The following is a 21,822-nucleotide window of genomic DNA, read 5'->3' on the forward strand; positions in this document are numbered from 1 at the left end:
CCCCGCGGGAGCTGTCGGGTCGTCAGGCGCGGGGCCGCCAGACCCGCAGGTAGTCGGCGGCGGTGGAGATCGCGTTGGTGTCGGACGGCGCGGGGTGCCAGGAGCCCGCGCAGATCGACAGGTTGAGGATCAGGTAGGCGCTCCAGTTCGGGCCGGTGCCGGTGTGGTCGGAGAACACCAGCTTGTTGTTGACGTACCAGTCGTTGTTGGAGGCCCCGTAGTGGACGCCGATGCTGACCCAGGCGCCGGGGCGGATCGCGTCGGCGTCGGTGTAGTAGGTGCCGGCGTTGTTGATCCGGTTGGAGAGCTCCAGCAGGTTGGGGTTGTCCGGGTGGTACTCGAAGGAGTCGATCTCGTTGCCGCCGTCCTTCCAGGTCCACAGCGCCGGCCAGGCGCCGTTGCCGCTGGGCAGTTGGATCCGGACCTCCGCGTAGTCGCCGGGTCGGACCTGGAAGCCCTGCTGGGTGCCCTCGGTGGTGAGCAGGCCGGTGTCCCAGGACCGGTCGCCGTTCTCCAGCAGGTTGGTGCCGGGGGTGGCGGTGAAGGCGTTCGCCCCGCTCCTGTTGCTCAGCGCGCCGGTCTGGAGCCAGTCCAGCTTGTCGTCGTCCGGGTTGTGGTTGCCGTACCGGTAGGCGCTGGTGCTGGTGTCGTTCCAGGTGGTGCCGGTGCGCGGCGGGCTGCTGAACTCCTCGTCGAACACCAGTTGCCCGGCGGGGAACGGCGGCGTCGGCGGGTTGGGCGGGGTCACCGAGCCGGTGACGGTGAACGTCCGGCTGGGCAGGTTGTGGTACTCGTCCCCGATCCGGTAGAAGCCGAACTCGGTGTACGTCCCGGCCGGGAAGCTGCGGGCGGCGGTGGTCAGCGTGTAGCCCTGCGGGCAGATCCGCACGTTGGTGGCGGTGCCGGGGAAGTCCAGGTTCTGCTGGTCGGCGTCCCGGACGCCGACGCCGACCTCGTCGGCCGTCAGGCAGGCGGTGGAGTTGAGGGCCAGGGTGGCGGTGACGGGGGTGTCGGCGGCGGCCCGGGCGGGCACCAGGGCGACCTGGCGGACGGTGGGCGCGGCGACGGTCAGGGTCTGGCTGGGCAGGTCGTAGTACGTCGAGCCGATCCGGTAGAAGCCGAACTCGGTGTACGTCCCGGCCGGGAAGCTGCGGCCGGCGGTGGTCAGGGTGTAGCCGCCGGGGCAGATCCGGGTTCGGCCGGTGGAGCCTGGGAAGTCGAGGTTCTGCTGGTCGGCGTCCCGGACGCCGACACCGAGTTCGTCCACGGTGACGCAGGAGGAGAGCGAGCCGACCGAGAGCGTCGCCGCGACCGGCGTGTCGGGCAGGGCGCTGGCGGGGGCGAGACTGCGCTGCTGGATCCGCGGGGCGGCGGAGGCCGGGGCGGCGGGCAGCAGCGGGACGACGAGCAGCAGCGACAGCAGTGCTACGCGGCGGGGCAGGGACACGGAGCTCCGATCGGCGGACGGGGTCGTCGGGGAACGAGTGGGGGGCCGCGCGGGCCCGGTGGCGGTCGGGGCTACTGGACGTCGATGGTGAACGCCCGGCTCGGGACGGGCCGGTCCGGATGGTCCGGGTCCTGGAGGGAGACCACGCCGCCGGAGAGCCGCTCGCCGGAGCGCACGTAGTCCGCGACCCGCAGCGGGACGAGCACCGTGGCGCTGCGGCGCAGCCCCAGGCCCTTGCGGAACCGGCAGGTCAACTCCCGTCCCCGGTCGTCCGGTCGGCAGTCGTCCGGGAAGACCCTGCCCTCCACCGTGACGCCCTTGGGCAGGCGCACCGTGGTGGTGAACCGGTCGGTGACCGGGTTCGGGCCGAGGTTGGCCACCAGGGCGCGCACCACGGTGAGGCCGCGCACCCGGGTGCGGTCCACCGAGACGTTCACCACCTGGAGGCCGTCCTCGCTGTCGGGGGCCCGCTGTTCGTCCGCGCTCACCGCCGCGCGGCCTTGCTGCGGCGTCACCCCGGACGCCACCGCCGCCGTGGCGGTCCCGGTCATGCACAACGCGGCCGCGATGCCGAGCCGCCACCAACCGCGCCGACCGATGCTCACCGTCCAGCCACCTCCCGCTCTCGTCGTCGACTTCGTCGACCTCGTCAACTCCCGGAAGGATCGACCGTGCCAGCGGGCGGTGGCGGTCCGACGCACCGCCGCCGGAGCGCGAGAACCCGCGCGGCGGACAAAGGTCGGACTATCCGAAAGGCTTATCTGTAGGCGGACTTGGAGGCGGACATGGAGGCGAAGTTGGACCCGGACCGGGCCGACCGGCCCGCGCGGCACACTGGGGGCATGGAACCCACCGAGCCCGCGGGCGGCGAGCCCGCCTGCTTCCTGCACCTGGTCTGCGAGGAGTGCGGCAAGGTCCGCGAGAACGGCCGCTGCCCGCTCTGCGACCCCGCGGCGGCGGAGCGGGCCGGCTCCCCCGTCGACCGGGAGGGCTGACGCCGCCGGGAGGGGCGACGGCCCGGGGAGGAGCGGCGCTGCCGGGAGGGGCGGGGTTCAGCGCAGCAGGCCGTGCAGCAGGAGTTCGGCCAGGTGCCCGTACGCCTCGGCGTCGGCCAGGCCGGTGGCCTCGGCGACCTGGCGCTGCTGGATGCGCACCATGACCGAGCTGATCACGTCCGCGGCGAAGGCCACGTGGGTCTCGCGGAAGGCGCCGGCCGCGACGCCGTCCTCGATCAGCTGCTGGATCTGGCGGGCGGCGGCCCGGGTGTTGCGGCCGTAGACCTCGGCGGCCGGTTCGAAGGCGGCCAGGTCGTCGAAGAAGCGGGCCGAGCCGGGGGCGAGTTCGGCGGAGACGGCGCGCAGGTAGGCGGCCAGCCGGGCGGCCGGGTCGGTCTCGGCGGCCAGGGCCGCGCCGACCCGGGCGGTGGCCTCGCGGAAGAAGTGCACCACGGCGGCGCGCACCAGCTGTTCCTTGGAGCCGGCCAGCCCGTACAGCGTGCGCTTGGAGCAGTGCAGGCGGGCGGCCAGGTCGTCCAGGGTGAACCGGGCGAAGCCCTCGGCCACGAACAGCGCCACCAGTTCCTCGAAGAGCTCACTGCGGCGGGCGGCGCCCCGTCCGGTGGGCCGGGCTGCGGCTGCGCTGTCGATCACCCGGCCAGTATGGCAGCCGGTCACCGGGGGTCGGCACCTCACCCGGTCCGGGCGGGGCCGGGCGGTCCTGCCGCTCCGGGCGGCTGCTCCGCCCGGCCGTCGCGGGCGGACCTTGGCGGGCCGTCGCGGGCCGCTCCGGTCCCCGGCGGCGGCGGCCTGCCCGGGTCGGGGCACCCTGCGCTACGCTGAGCGGTACTGACGTACCGCTTTGCGTACCGCTTGGAGCCGGAACATGGCCGTGGATCGCTTGCTGCCCACCGAGGAAGCCGCGGACCTGATCGCGCTGACCCGCGATCTCGCCGACAGGGAACTCGCGACCAAGGTCGCCTCCCACGAGAAGGAGGAGCGCTACCCGGAGGGCCTGTTCGCGCTGCTCGGGCAGGCCGGGCTGCTGGGCCTGCCCTACCCGGAGGAGTTCGGCGGCGGCGGCCAGCCCTACGAGGTGTACCTCCAGGTGCTGGAGGAGCTGGCGTCCCGCTGGGCGGCCGTCGCGGTGGCCACCAGCGTGCACACCCTGGCCTGCCACCCGCTGACCGCGTACGGCACGCCCGAGCAGCAGGAGCGCTGGCTGCCCCGGATGCTCGCGGGCGAGCTGGTCGGCGGCTACAGCCTCTCCGAGCCGCACGCGGGCTCGGACGCGGGGGCGCTGAGCTGCAAGGCCGAGCCGGTGGAGAAGGGGTACCGGATCACCGGCACCAAGGCGTGGATCACCCACGGCGGCAAGGCCGACTTCTACGCCCTGTTCGCCCGCACCGCGCCCGGCCCGCACGGGGTGTCCTGCTTCCTGGCGCCCGGGCAGGTCGAGGGCCTGACCTTCGGCCCGCCGGAGGAGAAGATGGGCCTGAACGCGGTGCCGACCACCGCCGCGTACTGGGACGGCGCGCTGCTGGAGCGCGACCGGCTGATCGGCGCGGAGGGCCAGGGCCTGCCGATCGCGTTCTCCGCCCTCGACTCGGGCCGGCTCGGCATCGCGGCCTGCGCCACCGGCCTGGCCCAGGCCGCGCTGGACCACGCCGTCGCGTACGCCAACGAGCGCACCACCTTCGGCCGCCGGATCGTCGACCACCAGGGCCTGGGCTTCCTGCTCGCCGACATGGCCGCCGCCGTCGACTCCGCCCGCGCCACCTACCTGGACGCGGCCCGCCGCCGCGACCTGGGCCGCCCGTTCAGCCGGCAGGCCAGCGTGGCCAAGCTGGTCGCCACCGACGCCGCGATGAAGGTCACCACGGACGCGGTGCAGGTGTTCGGCGGCTACGGCTACACCCGGGACTTCCCGGTCGAGCGGTACATGCGCGAGGCGAAGATCATGCAGATCTTCGAGGGCACCAACCAGATCCAGCGCCTGGTGATCAGCCGCCACCTCGCCACCCGCTGACGCCGGACCGGCGTCCGCCGACGCCCACCCGCCGACGCCCATCCCCCGACGCCCATCCCCCGACGTCCACCCGCCCTCGGCCGACGCCGAAAACCCCGCCCCGAAAGGACGTTCCACCATGCAGCTCTCCGGCACCGCCGCCCTGGTCACCGGCGCCGCCTCCGGTCTCGGCGCGGCCACCGCCGCCCACCTGGCCTCGCTCGGCGCCACCGTCTACGGCCTTGACCTGCCCAAGGCGGTGGAGTCCGCCCCCGCGCAGCCCGCGGGCGTCACCCTGCTCGGCGCGGACGTCACCGAGGAGCAGCCGGTGCGCGACGCGCTGGCGCGGATCGCCGCCGACGGCCGCCCGCTGCGGCTGGCCGTCAGCTGCGCGGGCATCGCCCCGTCCGCGCGGGTGGTCGGCCGCCGCGGCCCGCACGACCTGGACCTGTTCCGCGGCGTGCTGAACGTCAACCTGGTCGGCACCTTCAACGTGATGCGGCTGGCCGCGGAGGCGATGTCCGCCCAGGAGCCGGACGGGGCCGGGCAGCGCGGACTGGTGGTCAACACCGCGTCGATCGCCGCCTTCGAGGGCCAGGTCGGGCAGATCGCCTACGCCGCGTCCAAGGCGGGCGTGGCCGGGATGACCATCACCGCGGCCCGCGACCTGGCACAGTACGGCATCCGGGTGGTCACCATCGCCCCCGGCATCGTCGACACCCCGATGATGGCGGGCTTCTCCGAGGAGGTGCGCTCCGGCCTCGCCGCCACCGTCACCTTCCCGCAGCGGCTGGCCCGCCCCGAGGAGTACGCCCGCCTGGTCGCGATGATCGCCGAGCACGACTACCTGAACGGCGAGACCATCCGGATGGACGGCGCGCTGCGGATGGCCGCCCGCTGAGTCACCGCTCCGCGGGCGTGGCCGCGGTGCGGTGCACGCTCTGCACCGCGGCCACGTCCGGGGCCGGGACGGGCGGCGGGACGGCCGCGCTGAGCGCGTTCAGGCGGTGCCGGACGCTGCCCGCGACGCCCTTGCCCAGCAGGTAGCGGGTGGGGGTGGCGGCACCGACCGCGTGGTCGAGCAGCCGGTGGGCCTCCCGGCTGCGGACGCCGGTGTGGGTGAGCACCAGGTGGTCGAGGCGGTGCGGGGCGGCGGCCAGCGCGGCCCCGATCCGGTCGGCGGCGGCCTGGTCGAGCCGGTTGTCGACGGCCCCCAGCACGTGGGCCGCCGGGACCCGCCCGAGGTCCAGCAGCTCCACCCCGGCGGCGGCCGACGCGGCCGTCAACTCGGCCGCCGCGTCCGGTCCGAGGCCCGAACTGGCCAGCGAGAGGCGGCGCAGCCGTCCGTGCGGGGCGGTGCGCAGCGCGGCGGCCAGGGTGCGCGCTCCGACGTCGCCGAGGCCGGCGGCGGAGGCGTACAGCTCGTCGGCGGCTCCGGCGGCGATCAGCCGGGCGAGCGGTTCGGCCCCGGCCGGGCCGAGCGGGTTGCCGCCGACGTAGAGCCGCTCGAAGCGGCGCCCGCCGGTGAGCAGGGCGTCGGCGAGGACGGCCAGCCCGGTGGCGTCCAGGCCGGTCTGCACCAGGTCGAGGGTGCGCAACCGCTCGACGGCGGCGATCAGTTCGGCGGCGGCCTGCCCGGCGCGGATGCCGAGCGGGTTGCGCTTGAGCCAGAGCGCGCGGACGGTCTGCGGCGAGGCGCGCAGCCGGTCGGCGATCCGGCAGGCGCCGGCGGCGGTGATGCCGTTGCAGCCCAGGTAGAGCGTACGGACGGGGGTTTCGGCGGCCCGGGCGGCGAACGCGACCGCGCCGTCGTCGCCGAGGCCGTCGGTGCCGAGCAGCAGGTGCCGGACGGGGGCCTCGCCGTCCTCCTCGCTGCGGGCCGATCCGGCGAGTGCGTCGGCGACCAACCGGGCGCCCTGCGGGCCGAGTTGCTGCTTGCACAGGTCGAGCCGTCCGTCCGGGAGGGCGGTGCCGGCCGGGAAGTCGATCCGCCGGTCGGTGCCGCTGCCGCTGCGCAACCAGGCCAGCAGCGGGGCGAGTTCGGCCACCGGGCGGGGCGCCACCGACGGGACTCCGGCGAACTCCTGGGCCATTCCCGCTCCTTGCCGCTCCGCGTCGCCCTCGTCGGGCCGCTCCGCCGGGCTTCCCCTCGGACTCCCCCTCGGGATTCCCCGTCGGGCTTCTCCGGGTGTGGGACCGGCCGGATTCGAACCGGCGTCCTTCGGCTGTGCAGGCCGACGCATCTGCCGCTGTGCTACGGCCCCGCTCCGGGTGACGGGGTCGGTCGGATTCGAACCGACGTCCTCCGGTTCTGGAGACCGGCGCATCGACCGCTGTGCTACGGCCCCGTCGCGGTGATCCTAGGGGCCGCGCTCACCACTCCGCCACCCGGTAATCCTTCAGGAAGACGCCCACGAACGGCTCCCCCGCCTCGCCGCGCACGATCGGGTCGTACACCCGGGCCGCGCCGTCCACGACGTCCAGCGGGGTGCGGAAGCCCGCACCGGCCAGGCGGGACTTCTTGGGCGCCGGGTTCTCGTCGGTGATCCAGCCGGTGTCGACGGCGCACATGTGGACGCCGCGCTCGGCGAGTTCGGCGGCGCTGGTGCGGGTGAGCATGTTGAGGGCGGCCTTGGCCATGTTGGTGTGCGGGTGGCCGGCCGTCTTGTTGCGGACCGCGAACCGGCCCTCCACCGCCGTCACGTTGACGATGTAGCGGGACGGGTGCGGGGAGGCTTCCAGCAGCGGCAGCAGCCGGTCGCAGAGCAGCGCCGGGGCGAGCGCGTTGACCAGCTGGGTCTCCAGCACCTCCGCCGGGTCGAGCCCGCCGAGGGTGGCCGACCAGGAGTTGCGCGGCGCGGTGTCGGGCAGCAGCCCGGCCTCGTCCACCGCCCCGGCGTCGACCCGGCTCGCCGCCAACGCGGTCTCGTCGGCGGCGAGTTCGGCGGCGGGCCAGGCGGCGGTGAGCGCGGGCATCGGGCGGAACCCGGGCGCGTACCCGACCCGGGCCGGGACCGCGCCGGTCGCACCGGCCTCGCCGAGCTCACGGGTCTCACCGGTCTCGCCGGCCGCCAGCAGGGCGTACGACTCGGGCGGGCGGCGCAGGGTCTGCGCCGCGTTGTTCACCAGGATGTCCAACGGCCGCCCCTCGGCGCGCAGGTGCTCGCACAGGCCGAGCACCTGGCGCGGGTCGCGCAGGTCGATGCCGACGATCCGCAGCCGGTCCAGCCAGCGGTCGCTGCCCTCGGCGGCCCGGAAGCGGCGCAGGGTGTCGTGCGGGAAACGGCTGGTGACGACGAGTTCGGCGCCGTCGCGGAGCATCATCAGGGCCAGCTGGAAGCCGATCTTGACGCGTCCGCCGGTGAGCAGCACCCGTCGGCCGGTCAGGTCGGTGCTGAGCGCGCGGCGGGCGGTGTGGTCGGCGGCGCAGGCGGGGCACAGCCGGTGGTAGAAGCCGTCGACCTGCCGGTAGGGCTGCTTGCAGACGTAGCAGCGCTGCGGGCGGGCGAGGTCGCCGATCGGGGTGTGCCCGGCGGCGGTGGGCAGCGGGGCGTCCTCCCGGCGGGCGGTGCCGCCGGTGGCGGTGGCGCCGACCAGGTCGGCGTCGGCCCGGGCGGTCTCGGTGCGGCGGGCCCGGCGGCGGGTGTGCCGGCCGTCCCGGACGAAGGACTCGGCGCCGCGTTCGGCCCGCAGCCGCACCGGGTGGTCGGCGGGCAGCAGCCACAGGCGGCCCAGCGTCCGCTCGAAGGCGGCGAGTTCGGCCTCGTCCGGCTCCTCCCCGGGGCGGGGCGGGGTCGTGCTCATCGGACGGTCCTCCGGAGGGGGTGCGGCGGGGCGGCGGACGGCGGGCCCGAGCGGAGGGCGGACCGGCGTGCTCCGCACGGGCGGTGCGGCGCGTCCGCCGCTGCGCCACGGGGCCCTCGGGCCTCCCGGGGGCCGGATTCGAACCGGCGTGGTCCGCCATGTCGTAGCGGTGCGACTGCCTCTGCGCGCACGCCCGGGAGGTGACAGCGATGCTAGCGGCACGCCCGGGACGTGCGGAAACCCTTTTGCGCGGCCCGGCCGTCGCGGTGGCGGTCGCCGTCGCGGTGGCCGTCGCCGTCGCCGTCGCGGTGGCCGTCGCCGTCGCCGTCGCGGTGGCCGTCACGGTCACGGTCGCGGTCGGCCGGAGCGGCGGCACGGGCGGCCGGAGCGGCGGCGCGGGCGGCGGCTCCCGGCCCGGGCGGTTTGCCGGGCGAACTACCGGACACACCACAGGGCATGACCGCACCCACTTCACGCATCGTGGTGATCACCGGTGCCAGCGCAGGAATCGGACGGGCGTGCGTCGAGGCGTTCGCCGGGCGCGGCGACCGCCTCGCCCTGATCGCCCGTGGCCGCGCGGGGCTGGAGGCAGCCGCCGCCGAGGCCCGGAAGGCGGGCACGACCGCCCTCGTGATCGAGGCCGACGTCAGCGATCCGCGGGCCGTCGAGGCCGCCGCCGAGCACGTCGAGCGCGAACTCGGGCCGATCGACGTGTGGGTGAACGACGCGTTCACCTCCGTCTTCGCGCCCTTCACCGAGATCTCGGCGGAGGAGTTCCGCCGGGTCACCGAGGTGAGCTACCTCGGCTACGTGTACGCCACCCAGGCCGCGCTGCGCCGCATGCTGCCGCGCGACCGCGGGACGCTGGTGCACGTCGGCTCGGCCCTCGCCTACCGGGGCATCCCCTACCAGAGCGCCTACAGCGGGGCCAAGCACGCCCTGCAGGGCTGGCACGAGGCGCTGCGCTGCGAGTTGCTGGCCGCCGGTTCGGGGGTGCGCACCACGATGGTGCAGATGCCGGCCGTGAACACCCCGCAGTTCGACTGGGTGCTCTCCCGGCTGCCGAACCGCGCGCAGCCCGTCCCGCCGATCTACCAGCCCGAGGTGGCGGCCCGCGCGGTCCTCCGCGCGGCGGACCGTCCGGGGCGGCGCGAGTACTGGGTGGGCGGCAGCACGGTCGCCACCCTGGTCGCCAACGCGGTGGTGCCGGGGCTGCTGGACCGCTACCTGGCCCGGACCGGGCTCGACTCCCAGCAGACCGACCAGCCCCGCCGCGACACCGATCCCGGCAACCTGTGGAAGCCCGTGGACGGCCGGGAGGACCACGGCGCGCGCGGCCGGTTCACCGGCCGCTCCAGCGGCCGGAGCCCGCAGCTGTGGGCCACCACCCACCGGGCCGCCGTCGCCGGGGCGTGCGCCGCCACGGCCGCGGCCGTGGCCCTCGGCTGCTACGCCGGGCGGCGGCGGTGACGGGCGCGGCGGCGCGCGCCGGGGCGGGGAGGGCGGCATGACGGTCTTCCCGCACCCCGCCGAGCGCACCGACGGCGGGCGGGGCCGGTTCGAGCGGCTGGCCGAGTCCGCGTCCAACCTGACCGGCTCGCCGGTGTTCTCGGTGTTCTGCCTGCTGCTGGTGGCGGGCTTCTTCGTGGTGCACGCGCTGGGCCTGTCGACCGAGTGGCAGATCCTGGCGGGGGACGTGATGACCGCCGTGACGCTGGTGCTGCTGGCCCTGCTGAAGAACGCGGAGCGCCGCGCGGAGCACGCCCTGCAGCGCAAGCTGGACGCCATCGCCGCCGCCCTGCTGGAGCAGCACGCGGGCAGCGGCGACCGGGCCCACCGGGACCTGCGCGAGGCGATCCGCCTGGAGGAGCGGCTCTGAGGAGCGGCACCGGGCAACGGCGCCGGGCAACGGCGCCGGGCAACGGCGCCGGGCAACGGCGCCGGGCAACGGCGCCGGGCAACGGCTGATCGGAGCGGCTGACCGGAGCACTGGTCAGCCGCTCCGGTCAGCCGCTCCGGTGTCGGCCCGGCGCTCCGGTCAGGGCTCGCCGACCCGCAGCCAGCGGTGGCCGTACGGCGGCAGCTCGACGCGCGGCGCGCCGGTCCGTTCGACGGCGGCACCGGTGAGGACGTCGGTCAGTCGGCCGTCGGGCACCCCGGCGGGGGTGGCGGTGGCGGGCCGGTCGGCGAAGTTGTGCAGCACCAGGACGGCCCCGTCCCGGGTGGAGCTGAGGTGGGCGAGGACGGCGGGGTCGCCCGCGTCGAGGATCTCGCAGTGGCCCCAGGCCAGTTCGGGGGCCTCGCGGTAGCCCTGGGCGAAGGAGCGCATCCGGGTCAGCAGCGAGTGCGGGTCGTGGGCCTGGTCGCGGACGTTGACGTGCTCGGGGCCGTAGGCGCCCCGGGTCAGCGGCCGGGGGTAGCGGTCCGGGTCCGCGTCGGAGAAGCCCGCGGTCGGCTCCGGGGTCCACTGCATGGGGGTGCGGACGGCGAGCCGTCCGTCGGCGGCGAGGTTCTCGCCCATGCCGATCTCCTCGCCGTAGAAGAGCACGGGCGTGCCGGGCAGGGTGAACAGCAGGCTGTAGGCGAGGTCGATCCGGCGGCGGTCGCCGCCGACCATGGGGGGCAGTCGGCGGCGCAGGCCGCGGCCGTACAGCTGCATGTCGGCCTCGGGGCCGAACGCCGCGAAGACCTCGTCGCGTTCGGTCGTGGAGAGCTTGTCGAGGGTGAGTTCGTCGTGGTTGCGCACGAAGGTGGCCCAGTGCGCGTCGCGCGGCGGCCGGGGGCGTTCGCGCAGCGCGTCGGCCAGCGGGGCGGCCTGCTGCCGGGCCATCGCCAGGTACATCCGCTGCATGCCGATGAAGTCGAAGCACATCGTCAGCTCGTCGCCGCCCGAGGCGGGGTCGCCGAAGAACCCGAGCGTCTCCTCGTAGGGCAGGTTGACCTCGCCCAGCAGCATCGCCTCGCCGTTGCGGCGGCCGAGGAAGGCCCGCAGGTCGGCCAGGTACGCGTGCGGGTCGGGCAGGTCGTCGGCGTCCACCTGTCCGGCGGTCTCCAGCAGGAACGGCACCGCGTCGACCCGGAAGCCGGACAGGCCCAGCTGCGTCCAGAAGCCCATGATCCGGGCTATCTCGTCGCGGACCTCGGCGTTGGTGACGTTGAGGTCGGGCTGTTCCTTGTAGAAGCGGTGGAAGTAGTACTGGCCGGTGGGTTCGTGGTACTGCCACAGGCTCTGCTCGGCGTCGGGGAAGGTGACGCCCTGCGGGCCGTCCGCGGGCGGGGTGTCGCACCACACGTACCAGTCGCGCCGGCGGGCGTCCCGGCCGGAGCAGGCGTCCCGGAACCACGGGTGGTGGTCGGAGGTGTGGTTGACGACCAGGTCGGCGATGACCCGCAGGCCCCGGTCGCGGGCGGTGCGGACGAACTCGGTGAACTCGCCGAGGGTGCCCAGCCGAGGGTCGACGGCGTAGTAGTCGGTGATGTCGTAGCCGTCGTCGCGCTCGCGGGTCGGGTGGAAGGGCATCAGCCACAGGCAGGTCACGCCGAGCCGGACCAGGTGGTCGATCCGCTGGGTGAGGCCGACGAAGTCGCCGACGCCGTCGCCGTTCCCGTCCTGGAAGGTCTCGACGTCCAGGCAGTACACGACGGCGTTCTTCCACCACAGGTCGGAGGTCTCGGTCAGTCTCATCGGGCGTTCTTCCCTCCGGTTTCGGTGAGTCGGTGCACGCGGGCCTCCCAGGGCGCCAGGACGGTGGGGGCGCCGGGCTGCGGGGTGGCGCCGGGCTGCGGGGCGTCGGCGGCGGGCAGGTTGCCGAGGAGCAGTTCGGCGTCCCGCCAGCGCGGCGGCAGGTCGACCGGCACGTGCTCGCCGGTGAAGTTGCCGAGGACGAGCAGGGTGGTGCCGCGGTGGTGGCGGGTGAAGGCGTACACCCGCTCGTCCTCGGGCAGCAGCGGGGTGAAGTCGCCGTGCACGACGGCCGGTTCGCGGTGGCGCAGGGCGATCAGCCGACGGTAGTGGTGGTAGACCGAGTCGGGGTCGCGCCGGGCGTCGGCGGCGTTGACGGTGGTGTGGTTCGGGTTGACCGCGATCCACGGGGTGCCGGTGCTGAACCCGGCGCCGGGCGAGGCGTCCCACTGCATCGGCGTCCTGGCGTTGTCCCGGCCCATGGCCCGCAGTCCGCGCAGCACCCGCTCCGGGTCCTGCCCGGCCGCGAGCGCCTGCGCGTAGTGGTTGAGCGACTCGATGTCGCGGAAGTCGTCGATCGAGGCGAACGGGGCGTTGGTCATGCCCAGTTCCTCGCCCTGGTAGACGTACGGGGTGCCGCGGTGCAGGTGCAGGACGGTGGCGAGCATGGTGGCCGAGCGCGCCCGGTGGCGGGGGCCGTCGTCGCCGAACCGGGAGACGATCCGGGGCTGGTCGTGGTTGCTCCAGTACAGGCTGTTCCATCCGGTGTCGGCCAGGCCCCGCTGCCAGCGGGCCAGGGACGCCTTCAGGTCGGTGAGCCGCAGCGGCTTCGGGTCGAACTTCCCGCCAGGGCCGTGGTCCAGGCTGACGTGCTCGAACTGGAAGACCATGTCGACCTCGGCCCGCGCCGGGTCGGTGAACAGCCGCGCCTGCTCGACCGTCACCCCCGGCATCTCCCCCACCGTCAGCAGCCGGCCCGGGTGGCGGGCGAACACCTCGCGGTGCATCTCCCGGAGGTACTCGTGCACCCTCGGCCCGCAGAGGTAGGACGGCGAGCCGTCGCCGTACGGGCCGTCGCCGCGCAGCGGGCCGTCCGGCAGGGCCGGGTCCTTGGAGATCAGGTTGACGACGTCCATCCGGAAGCCGTCCACGCCCCGCTCCAGCCACCAGCGCATCATCGCGTACACCGCCTGCCGCATCGCCGGTTCCTCCCAGTTGAGGTCCGGCTGCCCGGGGGCGAACAGGTGCAGGTAGTACGCGCCGGACGCCCCGTCGTACGTCCAGGCCGGGCCGGAGAAGAACGAGCCCCAGTTGTTCGGTTCGGGGGCGTGCGGTCCGCCCGTGCGCGGTCCGCCGGTGCCCGGTCCGGCGTCCGCGCGGGGCGGGCGCCACCAGTACCAGGAGCGCTTGGGGCTCGCCGGGTCGCGGGACTCCTGGAACCACGGGTGCCGGTCCGAGGTGTGGTTCACCACCAGGTCCATCACCAGCCGCATGCCGCGCGCGTGCACGGCCGCCAGCAGCCGGTCGAACGCCGCCAGGTCGCCGAAGAGCGGGTCGACGTCCTGGTAGTCGCTGATGTCGTAGCCGTTGTCGGCCTGCGGCGACGGGTACACCGGCGACAGCCACAGCACGTCGACGCCCAGTTCGGCGAGGTGGTCGAGCCGGCCCGTGATGCCGTCCAGGTCGCCGATCCCGTCGCCGTCGGAGTCGGCGAAGCTGCGGGGGTAGACCTGGTAGACGACCGCCGACCGCCACCACGCCCCGTCCGGCTCCGCCGTGCTCCCCTCGTCCTCCCGGCCCACCGGACCGTCCCTCCCGTCCTCGGTCACCGCACCGTCCTCCTCCCGCTCGCCGCACCGTCCACGGCCCCCTCCTTCCCCCTGGCGCCGGATCCACCGGACCGGTTCCGGCCGATCGGGAGCGGGGGCGGCGGCCGGGCGGATCGTGGGCGTGCGGGGCCGGGCGGACGACCGGGTGAACCGGGGGCGGCCCGGTCCGAAGGACCTGTTCGGCCGGCGGGCCAACGCCTCGCCGGGCCGCCCACCCCGCCGCTCCTGCGCGACCTGTGCGACCTGCGCGACCTGCACCCGGCCGCGTGCGAGAACTCGCTGCACTGGGAGATGCTCGCCCAGCTCGCCCGGGCCACCGGCGACCGCCGCCTCCTCGACCTCTCCCCCGCCTGCCACCCGCAGACACCGCGTCAGATCCGCTGGACCGGCACCGTGATCAGGACGCAAGGACGCAGTCACCCCAGTCGTTGACCAGCCTGTGAGCCGTGGCGACCATTTCCCGGGCCGGGACCGTTCCCCGGGCCGGGACCGTTCCCCGGCCCGGCCCGGGAAGCGGCGCGGTCAGTCCGGTCAGTCCTCGTCGCCGCCCGAACCGGGTTCGGCGAGCTTGCGGTGGGCCCTGGCCTTGAGGCTGTCGGGCAGCACCTTGCTCGCCAGGCCCTGCGCCTTCGTCTTCGCGGAGCCCGCGACGACCTTGTCCCGGCCGGCCATGAGGGCCTCGAAGCCCTGCCGGGCGACCAGGGCCGGGTCGTCCTTGTCCTGCCGACCGATCCGGGTGTCCTCCATGTCCGCGCGGCGGAAGAAGTCGGTGTCGGTCGGTCCGGGCATGAGCGCGGTGACGGTGACCCCGGTGCCCTCGAGTTCGTCACCGACCGCCTGGGCGAAGGACTGGAGGAAGGACTTCGAGGCGTTGTAGACGGCCTGGAACGAGCCCGGCGTCATCGAGGCGACGGAGGAGGTGATCAGCAGCCGGCCCTCGCCCCGGGCTGCCATCCCCCCGAGCAGGTGCTTCGCCAGGCGGACGGTGGCGGTGACGTTGAGGTCGATGATGTCGGTCTCGTCCTCGATGTCGGTGTCGAGGAACGCGCCGCCCCGGCCGATGCCCGCGTTGAGCGCGGCGGCCGCGACGGGGCGCCCGGTGGCGGTGATCGCCGCGCGGAGTTCCTCCACCCCTTGCCGGCGGCGCAGGTCGGCCCGGACGGCCTCGACGGACGTGCCGGTGGCGCGCAGCCGGTCGGCGGCGGCGGACAGTCCGTCGTCCTCCGCGTTCACCAGCAGGTCGAAGCCGTGTTGGACGAACTGCCGGGCCAGTTCGTAGCCGATGCCGCTGGACGCGCCGGTCACCACGGCGAGCGGCTGGCCGGACGGGGTCGGATGAGAAGTGCCCATGCGGGGCGCGTGCCCGGCTCCCCGCGGCGGAACCGTCGGAGGCGGGCCGGACGCCCGGCGGTCCGGAGCCCCGGCGGCGCGCACCGGCCGCGTCGGCGGGGACCGCCGGAGCCGCGCCGCCCGCACCGCCCGGCGCGCCACCTCGGAAAGCCCCCCGCCGTCCCCGGCCCCCCTCCGCCCACCGCCCACCGCCCACCGCGCCGATGACCCGCGCGCCCGTCCCCTGGCCCGCACCAGCGCGGACGTCGTCACCGGGGGGAGGAGGGGGATCGGCCGGGGCCGGGCGCGGGGGTGCGCGGGCCTCAGCGGGCCAGGAACTCCAGCAGCGCCCGGTTCCACTCCGCGGCGTGGCTCACGTTGACGCCGTGCGGGCCGCCCGGGAGCAGGTGGACCCGGCTGCCGGGCAGCGCCGCACGGGTGCGGGCACCGGAGCCCTCGAACGGGACGGTGGCGTCGCTGTCGCCGTGTAGCACCAGGGTCGGCAGCGGCCCGAACTTCTCCAGGTCAGCACGGAAGTCGGTGGCGCCGAAGATCGTCATGCACTCCAGGGCGGCCTTCTTGTCCGCCTGGTCGCACAGGGCACGGGCCTCGCGGAGCTGCTCCTCGGTGACCTTCAGCTCGCCGTCCGCGGAGAAGAACTCCCGCATGAACCCGTCGTAGAAGGCGTCCTGGTCCTCGGCGAGCGAAGCGGCCGTCCCGGCCGCCGCCTCCTCGGTCAGCGGGCCCTGCGGGTTGTCGCGGGTCCGCAGCATGAAGGGCGTCACGGCGGAGGCGAGCACGACGCCGCGCAGCCGCTCCGTGCCGTACGAGGAGACGTAGCGCGCGACCTCGCCGCCGCCCATCGAGAAGCCGACCAGCGTGACGTCGCGCAGGTCCAGCTCGGTGAGCAGGGCGTTCAGGTCGTCGGCCAGGGTGTCGTACGTGTAGCCCAGGAAGGGCTTGTCGCTGCGGCCGAACCCCCGGCGGTCGTAGGTGACGACGCGGTACCCGGCCTCGGCGAGGGCCGGCACCTGGTACTTCCACGACTCGCCCGACAGCGGCCAGCCGTGGATCAGGACGACCGGGCGGCCCGGCCCGCCGGTGTCGTCCACGTGCAGCGCGGTGTCGCGGAACAGCCCGTGGTGGGCGGTGACCTCGGACATGGGTGCTTCCTCCTGGACCTGGACGCGGTGGGGTAACCGCGACTACCCGCGCTCCGCCGTCCGACGCGCCCACCGCCTGCCGTTCCCCCGAACGGGACCGCCCGGCGGCTCCCCGCGCGCCGGCCGCCGGCCGCCCGCTCAGGTCGTGCGGCGGCGGCGTTTCATCTCCGCCTCCGCCAGGTGCCGCCGTCCCCCGGCGAGCGCCCGGCGCACCCGCTCCTCCACCTCCGCGAAGCGCCGGTGGTAGCCGTCCTCGTACGCCTCGACCACCTCGAAGGTCCACATCCCGGGCAGCACGTCGGCCCCCTGCACCTCGCGCTCGACCAGGTCCGCCTGCTCGTGGTGGCCGGCCGCCCGCAGCGCCCGCACCGCCTCGCCCAGCAGCCGGTCGGCGCCGCCGGTCAGCTGGTGGAAGTCGTACAGCCGCCCGCGCGCCCGCTGCGTCGTCTCGAACGCCTCCGACAGCAGGCCCAGCGCCTCGACCGTGGCCCGGTCCGGCCCCCGGTCGCCGCCTCCGCCGGTCTCCCGGCCCGCTTTCCGCACACCCATGGACAGCTCCCTCGTCGCGACCCCGGAACGGACACCACGTCCGGCGGCTGCCCACTCCCGCCCCGCCGACACCGGCCGTCCGGCCCGGTCACCCCTGCGCCGGACAGCGCTTCGCCTTCCGGACCGGCCGGGAGCGGAACGGTTCGTCCACCGTGCCGCGGACCCGGGCCCGGGCGGCGCAGGCCGACCGGGTGCCCGCTCGGGTGCTCGCTCGGGGCGCCGACGCGTGACCGTGCGACCGGTGGCTCACCGGGCGTTTCGTCCCCCTACAGGGCCCGGGTCCCGCGCGGGTCGTCGTGTCCGGTGAGCCCGGCGTCGTGGGCGGTGTCGACGTGCACCGGGGCCTTGGCCTCGGGGCGGACGGCGTCGAGCACCGGGTAGGGGCGGGGGAAGGGCGTGCCGATCCGGAAGCGGTGGGCGAGGACGTCGGCGAACGCGGCCGCGATCCGGATCTCGCCGTTGGGGTTGGGGTGGGTGTCGTCCCAGGTGTGTTCGGCCGCGGTGAACTCGACGGCGGTGTCCGCGACTTCGATGGGCGACAGGGGGCGCCGCAGTTCGGCGGCGACGGCGCGGATGCGGTCGTTGCACTTGGCGACCCGCCGGGCGAAGGCGAAGTCGGCGGTGGCCCTGGCGGTCTCCAGGACGGTGCCCAAGACGAGGCGCACCGCGTGGTGCCCGGCCCGGGCGTTCGCGATGAACTCCCGTAGGTGGGCTTCGAGTTCGTCCGGGGTGGCGTCGTACCAGACGATGTCGTTGATCCCGAGCAGGACGAGCACGAAGTCGGGCCGGTGGGCGGCGACCTGCTCCCGGACCAGGGTCTTGGCCACCACATAGGGCTGCCCCCACTTGGCGGCGTGGTCCTTGTCGAAGGCCGCATCCGCGTAGGTGTCGTCGCCGTCGCCGGTCTCTTCGGTGCGGATGTTGTCCAGGGTCTTGTACGGCCCGACGAAGTCGACCTCGACCCCGCACGCGCGCAGGTGCTTCCAGAGCCGGTAGCGCCAGGTCCAGTCCCCGCTGCTGCCGTGGCTGATCGAGTCCCCCACGATCATCAGCGAGACCTCCACCCGTTCGGGGACGTCGTAGTCGACAGGTGCCACGGTGCACTCCCTCGGTCGGACCGGCCCGCGAGGAGCGGGGCTCCCGCCATCGTCGGACCGCCACCGACCGGACGGGCCCGGAACGGCCACCGACCAGCCCAACGGGTGAACCCGCGCCGCCACCCTGGGTCCTGTCTTCAAACCCGCGCCGGTGCTGGCAGCGTCTCCTGCGGCCCCGGCCCCTCGGTTCCGTGCCGCCCTTGACCGATGATCACAGGAGCTGGCAGCGTGCCGGTATGCCCGCGGCCGGGCAACGAGGCGGCGGCCGGGGCCGGGAGACGCAGGGACGGACAGATGGCACCGGACACGGCCGCTCGACGGGATTCCGCCGCTCACCTCGACTTTCGCGCTGCGCGGGACCACCTGCTGCGCACCCGCGACGACCTGGACGCCGCCCGCGGCTTCCCGCGCCCGACGGGCGAGCACTTCAACTGGGCGCTGGACTGGTTCGACGTCCTGGCGGAGGGCAACGGGGCGGTCGCGCTGCGGGTGGTCGACCTGGACGCGGACGGGGCGCAGCTGGGCGAGAGCGCGCTGAGCTTCGCCGAGCTGAGCGAGCGCTCGGACCGCACCGCGGGCTGGCTGCGCGAGCAGGGCGTGGCGCGCGGGGACCGCATCCTGCTGCTGCTGGGCAACCAGGTGGCGCTGTGGGAGGTGATGCTCGCGGCGATCAAGCTGGGCGCGGTGGTCATCCCGGCCAGCACCCTGCTGACCGCGGACGACCTGGCCGACCGGCTCTCCCGCGGCCGGGTGCGGCACGTGATCGCCGAGTCCGCGCTCACCGGGGGCTTCGCCGAACAGGACGGCGACCGGACCAGGATCGCGGTCGGCGCGCCCGTCCCCGGCTGGCTGCCCTACGCCGAGGCGGCCGGCTTCGACGGCGGCTTCACCCCGGACGGGCCGACCCGGGCCGAGGACCCGCTGCTGCTGTACTTCACCTCCGGCACCACCAGCAGCCCCAAGCTGGTGCAGCACACCCACCGCTCCTACCCGGTGGGGCACCTGTCGACGATGTACTGGATCGGCCTGCGCCCCGGCGACGTCCACCTGAACGTGTCCTCGCCCGGCTGGGCCAAGCACGCCTGGAGCAACTTCTTCGCCCCGTGGAACGCCGGCGCGGAGATCCTGATCGTCAACCAGCCCCGCTTCTCGGCCCGCCCGCTGCTGGACGCCCTCGTCCGCCACCAGGTCACCTCGTTCTGCGCGCCGCCCACCGTGTGGCGGATGCTGCTGCTGGAGGACCTGGGCCGGTGGCAGCCGCCGCTGCGCGAACTCGTCGGCGCGGGCGAACCGCTCAACCCCGAGGTGGTCGAGCAGATCGAACGCGCCTGGGGCGTCGCCCTGCGCGACGGCTACGGCCAGACCGAGACCACCGCCCAGATCGGCAACACCCCGGGGCAGCCGGTCAAGCCCGGCTCGATGGGCCGCCCGCTGCCCGGCTACCAGGTCGTCCTGGTCGACCCGGTCACCGGCGAGGAGATCACCGGCGAGGGCGTCGACGGCGAACTCTGCCTGCCCCTGGCCTCCGCGCCGCTCGGCCTGATGACGGGCTACCAGGACGACCCCGAACGGCACGCCCGGTCCACGGCCGGCGGCCGCTACCACACCGGCGACGTCGCGCAACGCGACGCAGACGGCTACTACACCTTCGTCGGCCGGGCCGACGACGTCTTCAAGAGCAGCGACTACCGGCTGTCGCCGTTCGAGCTGGAGAGCGTGCTGATCGAGCACCCGGCGGTGGCCGAGGCCGCGGTCGTCCCCTCCCCCGACCCGCTGCGGCTCTCGGTGCCCAAGGCGTACGTCATCCTGGCCCCCGGCCACGAACCCGACGCCGAGACCGCCCGCTCCATCCTCGCCTTCACCCGCAAGCGGCTCGCCCCCTACAAGCGCATCCGCCGCCTGGAGTTCGCCGACCTCCCCAAGACCATCTCCGGCAAGATCCGCCGCATCGAACTGCGCCACCTCGAAGAGGCCCGGCACGCCGGCGCCGAGCAACCCGACGCCGTCCCGGCCCGCGGCGAGCGCGAGTTCTGGGAGGAGGACTTCCCCGGCCTCAAGGACGCCTGACCCGCCGGAGCGTCCCGGCCCAGCCGACCGAAGACGTCCCGAGCCCGGATCCGCCGAGCCGGGACGCGCCGGACGCCGGTGGAGCGCCCGGCGATCCGTCACGCCGAGCGCTCCACCGTCGTGCCACCGATCTCAGGCGCGGCCCGCACGCGTCCGGGCCCAGGCCACGAACTCGTCCGCGACCGGGTAATCGGTCTCCACCTGGCCGAGAAGCCCTTCGAGTTCCTCCGGCGAGGCGTCATCGACCCGCAGGAGCGTCCTGGCCCAGCCGACCGGGCGGCCCCGGTGGAAGGCGAAGGAGGGGGCCAGGAACTCGGCCAGCAGTTCCTGCCGGTCCAGCAGCCGCTTCATGGCCGGAATGGTCTCCGTCCCGAGAACCGCCGCCAGCGCCACGCCCGCCGCCTCCGGATTCACCGACCCGCCGTACGTCCAGCAGGGAGCGAGCGGACCGAAATCCCTGGCAACCGCCTCAGGAGGCTCGATGTCCCAGCGGATCAGCGCGGCCGAGGAGTCCGGCGCCTGTCGGACGGCCCGCTCCCCGTTCCTGCGCTGCGACCAACCCCAGGCGGACGACGGCACGATCGAGGCTCGAACGGAGAAGACTTCCGACTCACGATCGAGCCTTATGTCAACGAATTCGACAAGAGCGACGTCGCCCCGGCCCGAAGTCAACCGGTAGACCAGCCCGTCGCGGACCAGCCCCGACTCTTCGGCAACCTCACCCACATGCTTTTTGATCCATCTCGAAAGACTCATCACTCGAAATTTCCATTCTTGTGGCTAAAGGGTGTCCCGTAACTGCTGGCTCGGTTCTGCGTCGGTCACAGCCTGGGTGAGGTGATCTCGGCGAGCGATCCGATCTGGATCGAGCCGTTCTCGGGGTTGAGCGAGCTGCGGTTCCGCGAGCTGGTCGTGCTGGTCCGACATCGTGACGGTGACATCCAGGGCGGCCGGCTGTGGCGGCTCCGCTGGGAGGACCGGATGCTGCTGGTGGTCGCATACTGCCGGACCAACCTGACGTTGCGGCAGGCCGCCCCGCTCCAGGTGGTGAGCGACGTCAACAGTCGGCTGGTTGTCACCGTCGGCCTGCCCCTGTCCCTGCCCGGCAACCGCAACGACTGTCGAGCCTCCATCAAGTCGGGTGTTGACCGCGTCTACCGGGACGCGCCGGTCCTGGCCGACGGCGATTACCGGAGAACCGGTGCTCTGATCCCGCACCGGCGCCGTCGCGGGTAGGAGCACCTCGCGCCCGAGCAAGAAGCCGACAATGCCGTCCACCGCAGTGACCAGGCCCGGGTCGCGTACGACTTCTCACGGATGAAGGACTGGAAGATCCTGCGCGACTGCCGCCTGCGTGGAACCGGAGTGCACCACGCCATGCTCGGCGTCGCCCGACTGCACAATCTCGTCATAACCGGCTGAGACACATTCGGCGCGCTCGTCAGTCAGCCGGAGGAGCCCCATCCAGCACAGCCCGCAGCCCCCTGATCTCGTTCACCAGACACGGCACGTCCTGGCGCGCGCCGGCGATGAACTCGACGTGCGTGTCGGTCTGGGCGTCCACCCCGACCACCTCGCGGCCGCCGGTGGCGCGAGTCAGGTGGATCTCGTCCTCTTCCTCCGCATCAGCGCGGAGCTGAATGAAACTTGTGCCGCCGATTCCGTGCCTGCTCTCCATCCAGCCGACCCACGGCCCCGGAGTGGCGGCGGCAACGCGCCGCTCAATTGCGGACAGCTCTTCCTCGGACAGCACCTCATCGGAATCCATGATCGAAAGCGTCACCCGGGCGCTCACTGCGTGTCCAGACCCACGTCGGCACACAGTCCAAGATCCCCATACGGGACAGCCTTG

18 protein-coding genes, 3 tRNA genes and 2 pseudogenes are annotated in these 21,822 nt (G+C 74.3%); 7 read left to right on the plus strand and 16 right to left on the minus strand.

Annotation, left to right across the window (positions count from 1 at the left end; genetic code table 11):
* Positions 1 to 22: 22 nt before the first annotated feature.
* Together ACIQVD_RS20685 and ACIQVD_RS20690 are read right to left on the minus strand one after the other, a co-directional pair.
* Positions 23 to 1,447: a hypothetical protein gene (locus ACIQVD_RS20685; protein ID WP_402291000.1), complete on the minus strand. Its 1,425-nt coding sequence runs from the start codon at positions 1,445 to 1,447 to the stop codon at positions 23 to 25.
* A gap of 71 nt (positions 1,448 to 1,518) precedes the next feature.
* Positions 1,519 to 2,052, minus strand: a complete 534-nt coding sequence (locus ACIQVD_RS20690) for a hypothetical protein (protein ID WP_402291003.1) — start codon at positions 2,050 to 2,052, stop codon at positions 1,519 to 1,521.
* A 237-nt stretch (positions 2,053 to 2,289) separates the two neighbouring features.
* On the opposite strand from ACIQVD_RS20690, the gene ACIQVD_RS20695 reads away from it, so the two are divergent.
* The gene (locus ACIQVD_RS20695; protein WP_400679450.1) at positions 2,290 to 2,442 is read left to right on the plus strand and encodes a hypothetical protein; all 153 of its coding nucleotides are present in this window, start codon (positions 2,290 to 2,292) and stop codon (positions 2,440 to 2,442) included.
* 57 nt (positions 2,443 to 2,499) lie between these two features.
* On the opposite strand, the gene ACIQVD_RS20700 is transcribed toward ACIQVD_RS20695, so the two are convergent.
* Entirely contained in the window at positions 2,500 to 3,096 is a 597-nt protein-coding gene (locus tag ACIQVD_RS20700; protein WP_100839357.1) for a TetR/AcrR family transcriptional regulator, read from the minus strand.
* Positions 3,097 to 3,328: 232 nt separating this feature from the next.
* Here ACIQVD_RS20700 and ACIQVD_RS20705 point away from each other — a divergent pair, with 232 nt between their 5' ends.
* Both ACIQVD_RS20705 and ACIQVD_RS20710 read left to right on the plus strand, forming a co-directional pair.
* Complete coding sequence (locus tag ACIQVD_RS20705; RefSeq protein ID WP_400679448.1) at positions 3,329 to 4,471, plus strand: acyl-CoA dehydrogenase family protein; 1,143 nt, start codon at positions 3,329 to 3,331, stop codon at positions 4,469 to 4,471.
* Between the two features lie 118 nt (positions 4,472 to 4,589).
* On the plus strand, positions 4,590 to 5,351 hold the full coding sequence (locus ACIQVD_RS20710; protein ID WP_111551992.1) for an SDR family NAD(P)-dependent oxidoreductase: 762 nt from the start codon (positions 4,590 to 4,592) through the stop codon (positions 5,349 to 5,351).
* 1 nt (position 5,352) lies between these two features.
* Here the strand turns inward: ACIQVD_RS20710 and ACIQVD_RS20715 are convergent, their stop codons facing one another.
* The 5 genes from ACIQVD_RS20715 to ACIQVD_RS20735 all read right to left on the minus strand — a co-directional run bounded on the left by ACIQVD_RS20715 (position 5,353) and on the right by ACIQVD_RS20735 (position 8,452).
* Entirely contained in the window at positions 5,353 to 6,543 is a 1,191-nt protein-coding gene (locus tag ACIQVD_RS20715; protein ID WP_402291006.1) for a ribonuclease inhibitor, read from the minus strand.
* 98 nt (positions 6,544 to 6,641) lie between these two features.
* Positions 6,642 to 6,714 (minus strand) — tRNA-Cys (locus ACIQVD_RS20720).
* An 11-nt stretch (positions 6,715 to 6,725) separates the two neighbouring features.
* Positions 6,726 to 6,798: transfer RNA gene (locus ACIQVD_RS20725), tRNA-Trp, on the minus strand.
* A 25-nt stretch (positions 6,799 to 6,823) separates the two neighbouring features.
* Entirely contained in the window at positions 6,824 to 8,254 is a 1,431-nt protein-coding gene (locus tag ACIQVD_RS20730; RefSeq protein ID WP_402291008.1) for an SDR family oxidoreductase, read from the minus strand.
* Between the two features lie 123 nt (positions 8,255 to 8,377).
* Positions 8,378 to 8,452, minus strand: a tRNA-Val gene (locus ACIQVD_RS20735).
* Positions 8,453 to 8,710: 258 nt separating this feature from the next.
* Here ACIQVD_RS20735 and ACIQVD_RS20740 point away from each other — a divergent pair.
* Together ACIQVD_RS20740 and ACIQVD_RS20745 are read left to right on the plus strand one after the other, a co-directional pair.
* On the plus strand, positions 8,711 to 9,724 hold the full coding sequence (locus ACIQVD_RS20740) for an SDR family oxidoreductase (protein WP_400679440.1): 1,014 nt from the start codon (positions 8,711 to 8,713) through the stop codon (positions 9,722 to 9,724).
* Positions 9,725 to 9,761: 37 nt separating this feature from the next.
* Positions 9,762 to 10,133: a low affinity iron permease family protein gene (locus ACIQVD_RS20745; protein WP_100839363.1), complete on the plus strand. Its 372-nt coding sequence runs from the start codon at positions 9,762 to 9,764 to the stop codon at positions 10,131 to 10,133.
* Between the two features lie 159 nt (positions 10,134 to 10,292).
* On the opposite strand, the gene ACIQVD_RS20750 is transcribed toward ACIQVD_RS20745, so the two are convergent.
* The 6 genes and pseudogenes from ACIQVD_RS20750 to ACIQVD_RS20775 form a co-directional block, all read right to left on the minus strand.
* Positions 10,293 to 11,939 (minus strand): alpha-amylase family protein, encoded by a 1,647-nt coding sequence (locus ACIQVD_RS20750; RefSeq protein ID WP_402291011.1) that lies wholly within the window; start codon positions 11,937 to 11,939, stop codon positions 10,293 to 10,295.
* A complete protein-coding gene (locus tag ACIQVD_RS20755; RefSeq protein ID WP_402291014.1) occupies positions 11,936 to 13,765 on the minus strand; it encodes an alpha-glucosidase in 1,830 nt (609 codons plus the stop codon). Before ACIQVD_RS20755 ends, ACIQVD_RS20750 begins: the two co-directional genes overlap by 4 nt.
* Before the next feature lie 531 nt (positions 13,766 to 14,296).
* On the minus strand, positions 14,297 to 15,115 hold the full coding sequence (locus ACIQVD_RS20760) for an SDR family NAD(P)-dependent oxidoreductase (protein ID WP_402291017.1): 819 nt from the start codon (positions 15,113 to 15,115) through the stop codon (positions 14,297 to 14,299).
* A 302-nt stretch (positions 15,116 to 15,417) separates the two neighbouring features.
* Positions 15,418 to 16,257 (minus strand): alpha/beta fold hydrolase, encoded by an 840-nt coding sequence (locus tag ACIQVD_RS20765; protein ID WP_400679430.1) that lies wholly within the window; start codon positions 16,255 to 16,257, stop codon positions 15,418 to 15,420.
* Positions 16,258 to 16,395: 138 nt separating this feature from the next.
* Positions 16,396 to 16,743: pseudogene (locus ACIQVD_RS20770) on the minus strand (hypothetical protein); the annotation flags it as partial.
* Positions 16,744 to 17,072: 329 nt separating this feature from the next.
* A complete protein-coding gene (locus tag ACIQVD_RS20775) occupies positions 17,073 to 17,903 on the minus strand; it encodes a GDSL-type esterase/lipase family protein (protein ID WP_400679429.1) in 831 nt (276 codons plus the stop codon).
* Between the two features lie 294 nt (positions 17,904 to 18,197).
* Between ACIQVD_RS20775 and ACIQVD_RS20780 the strand changes: the two genes are divergently transcribed.
* Positions 18,198 to 19,970 (plus strand): AMP-binding protein, encoded by a 1,773-nt coding sequence (locus ACIQVD_RS20780; protein ID WP_400679427.1) that lies wholly within the window; start codon positions 18,198 to 18,200, stop codon positions 19,968 to 19,970.
* Positions 19,971 to 20,102: 132 nt separating this feature from the next.
* Here ACIQVD_RS20780 and ACIQVD_RS20785 read toward each other — a convergent pair whose 3' ends face one another.
* Positions 20,103 to 20,726, minus strand: coding sequence for a hypothetical protein (locus ACIQVD_RS20785; RefSeq protein ID WP_402291022.1), 624 nt, complete (start codon positions 20,724 to 20,726; stop codon positions 20,103 to 20,105).
* Positions 20,727 to 20,798: 72 nt separating this feature from the next.
* Between ACIQVD_RS20785 and ACIQVD_RS20790 the strand changes: the two are divergent.
* A pseudogene (locus ACIQVD_RS20790) lies at positions 20,799 to 21,392 on the plus strand (IS5/IS1182 family transposase).
* A 19-nt stretch (positions 21,393 to 21,411) separates the two neighbouring features.
* Here the strand turns inward: ACIQVD_RS20790 and ACIQVD_RS20795 are convergent.
* Complete coding sequence (locus ACIQVD_RS20795) at positions 21,412 to 21,753, minus strand: hypothetical protein (RefSeq protein WP_402291024.1); 342 nt, start codon at positions 21,751 to 21,753, stop codon at positions 21,412 to 21,414.
* Positions 21,754 to 21,822 lie beyond the last annotated feature (69 nt).

Origin of the sequence: Kitasatospora sp. NPDC090308 (genome assembly GCF_044769485.1) — a bacterium.
Lineage (GTDB): Bacteria > Actinomycetota > Actinomycetes > Streptomycetales > Streptomycetaceae > Kitasatospora > Kitasatospora fiedleri.

What these genes read in the sequence shown, in the direction of transcription:
- ACIQVD_RS20745 (WP_100839363.1), top strand. Translation starts at nt 9,762, where the DNA reads ATGACGGTCTTCCCGCACCCCGCCGAGCGCACCGACGGCGGGCGGGGC.
- ACIQVD_RS20710 (WP_111551992.1), top strand. Translation starts at nt 4,590, where the DNA reads ATGCAGCTCTCCGGCACCGCCGCCCTGGTCACCGGCGCCGCCTCCGGT.
- ACIQVD_RS20750 (WP_402291011.1), bottom strand. Translation starts at nt 11,939, where the DNA reads ATGAGACTGACCGAGACCTCCGACCTGTGGTGGAAGAACGCCGTCGTG.
- ACIQVD_RS20785 (WP_402291022.1), bottom strand. Translation starts at nt 20,726, where the DNA reads ATGAGTCTTTCGAGATGGATCAAAAAGCATGTGGGTGAGGTTGCCGAA.
- ACIQVD_RS20740 (WP_400679440.1), top strand. Translation starts at nt 8,711, where the DNA reads ATGACCGCACCCACTTCACGCATCGTGGTGATCACCGGTGCCAGCGCA.
- ACIQVD_RS20780 (WP_400679427.1), top strand. Translation starts at nt 18,198, where the DNA reads ATGGCACCGGACACGGCCGCTCGACGGGATTCCGCCGCTCACCTCGAC.
- ACIQVD_RS20765 (WP_400679430.1), bottom strand. Translation starts at nt 16,257, where the DNA reads ATGTCCGAGGTCACCGCCCACCACGGGCTGTTCCGCGACACCGCGCTG.
- ACIQVD_RS20695 (WP_400679450.1), top strand. Translation starts at nt 2,290, where the DNA reads ATGGAACCCACCGAGCCCGCGGGCGGCGAGCCCGCCTGCTTCCTGCAC.
- ACIQVD_RS20705 (WP_400679448.1), top strand. Translation starts at nt 3,329, where the DNA reads ATGGCCGTGGATCGCTTGCTGCCCACCGAGGAAGCCGCGGACCTGATC.
- ACIQVD_RS20760 (WP_402291017.1), bottom strand. Translation starts at nt 15,115, where the DNA reads ATGGGCACTTCTCATCCGACCCCGTCCGGCCAGCCGCTCGCCGTGGTG.
- ACIQVD_RS20715 (WP_402291006.1), bottom strand. Translation starts at nt 6,543, where the DNA reads ATGGCCCAGGAGTTCGCCGGAGTCCCGTCGGTGGCGCCCCGCCCGGTG.
- ACIQVD_RS20730 (WP_402291008.1), bottom strand. Translation starts at nt 8,254, where the DNA reads ATGAGCACGACCCCGCCCCGCCCCGGGGAGGAGCCGGACGAGGCCGAA.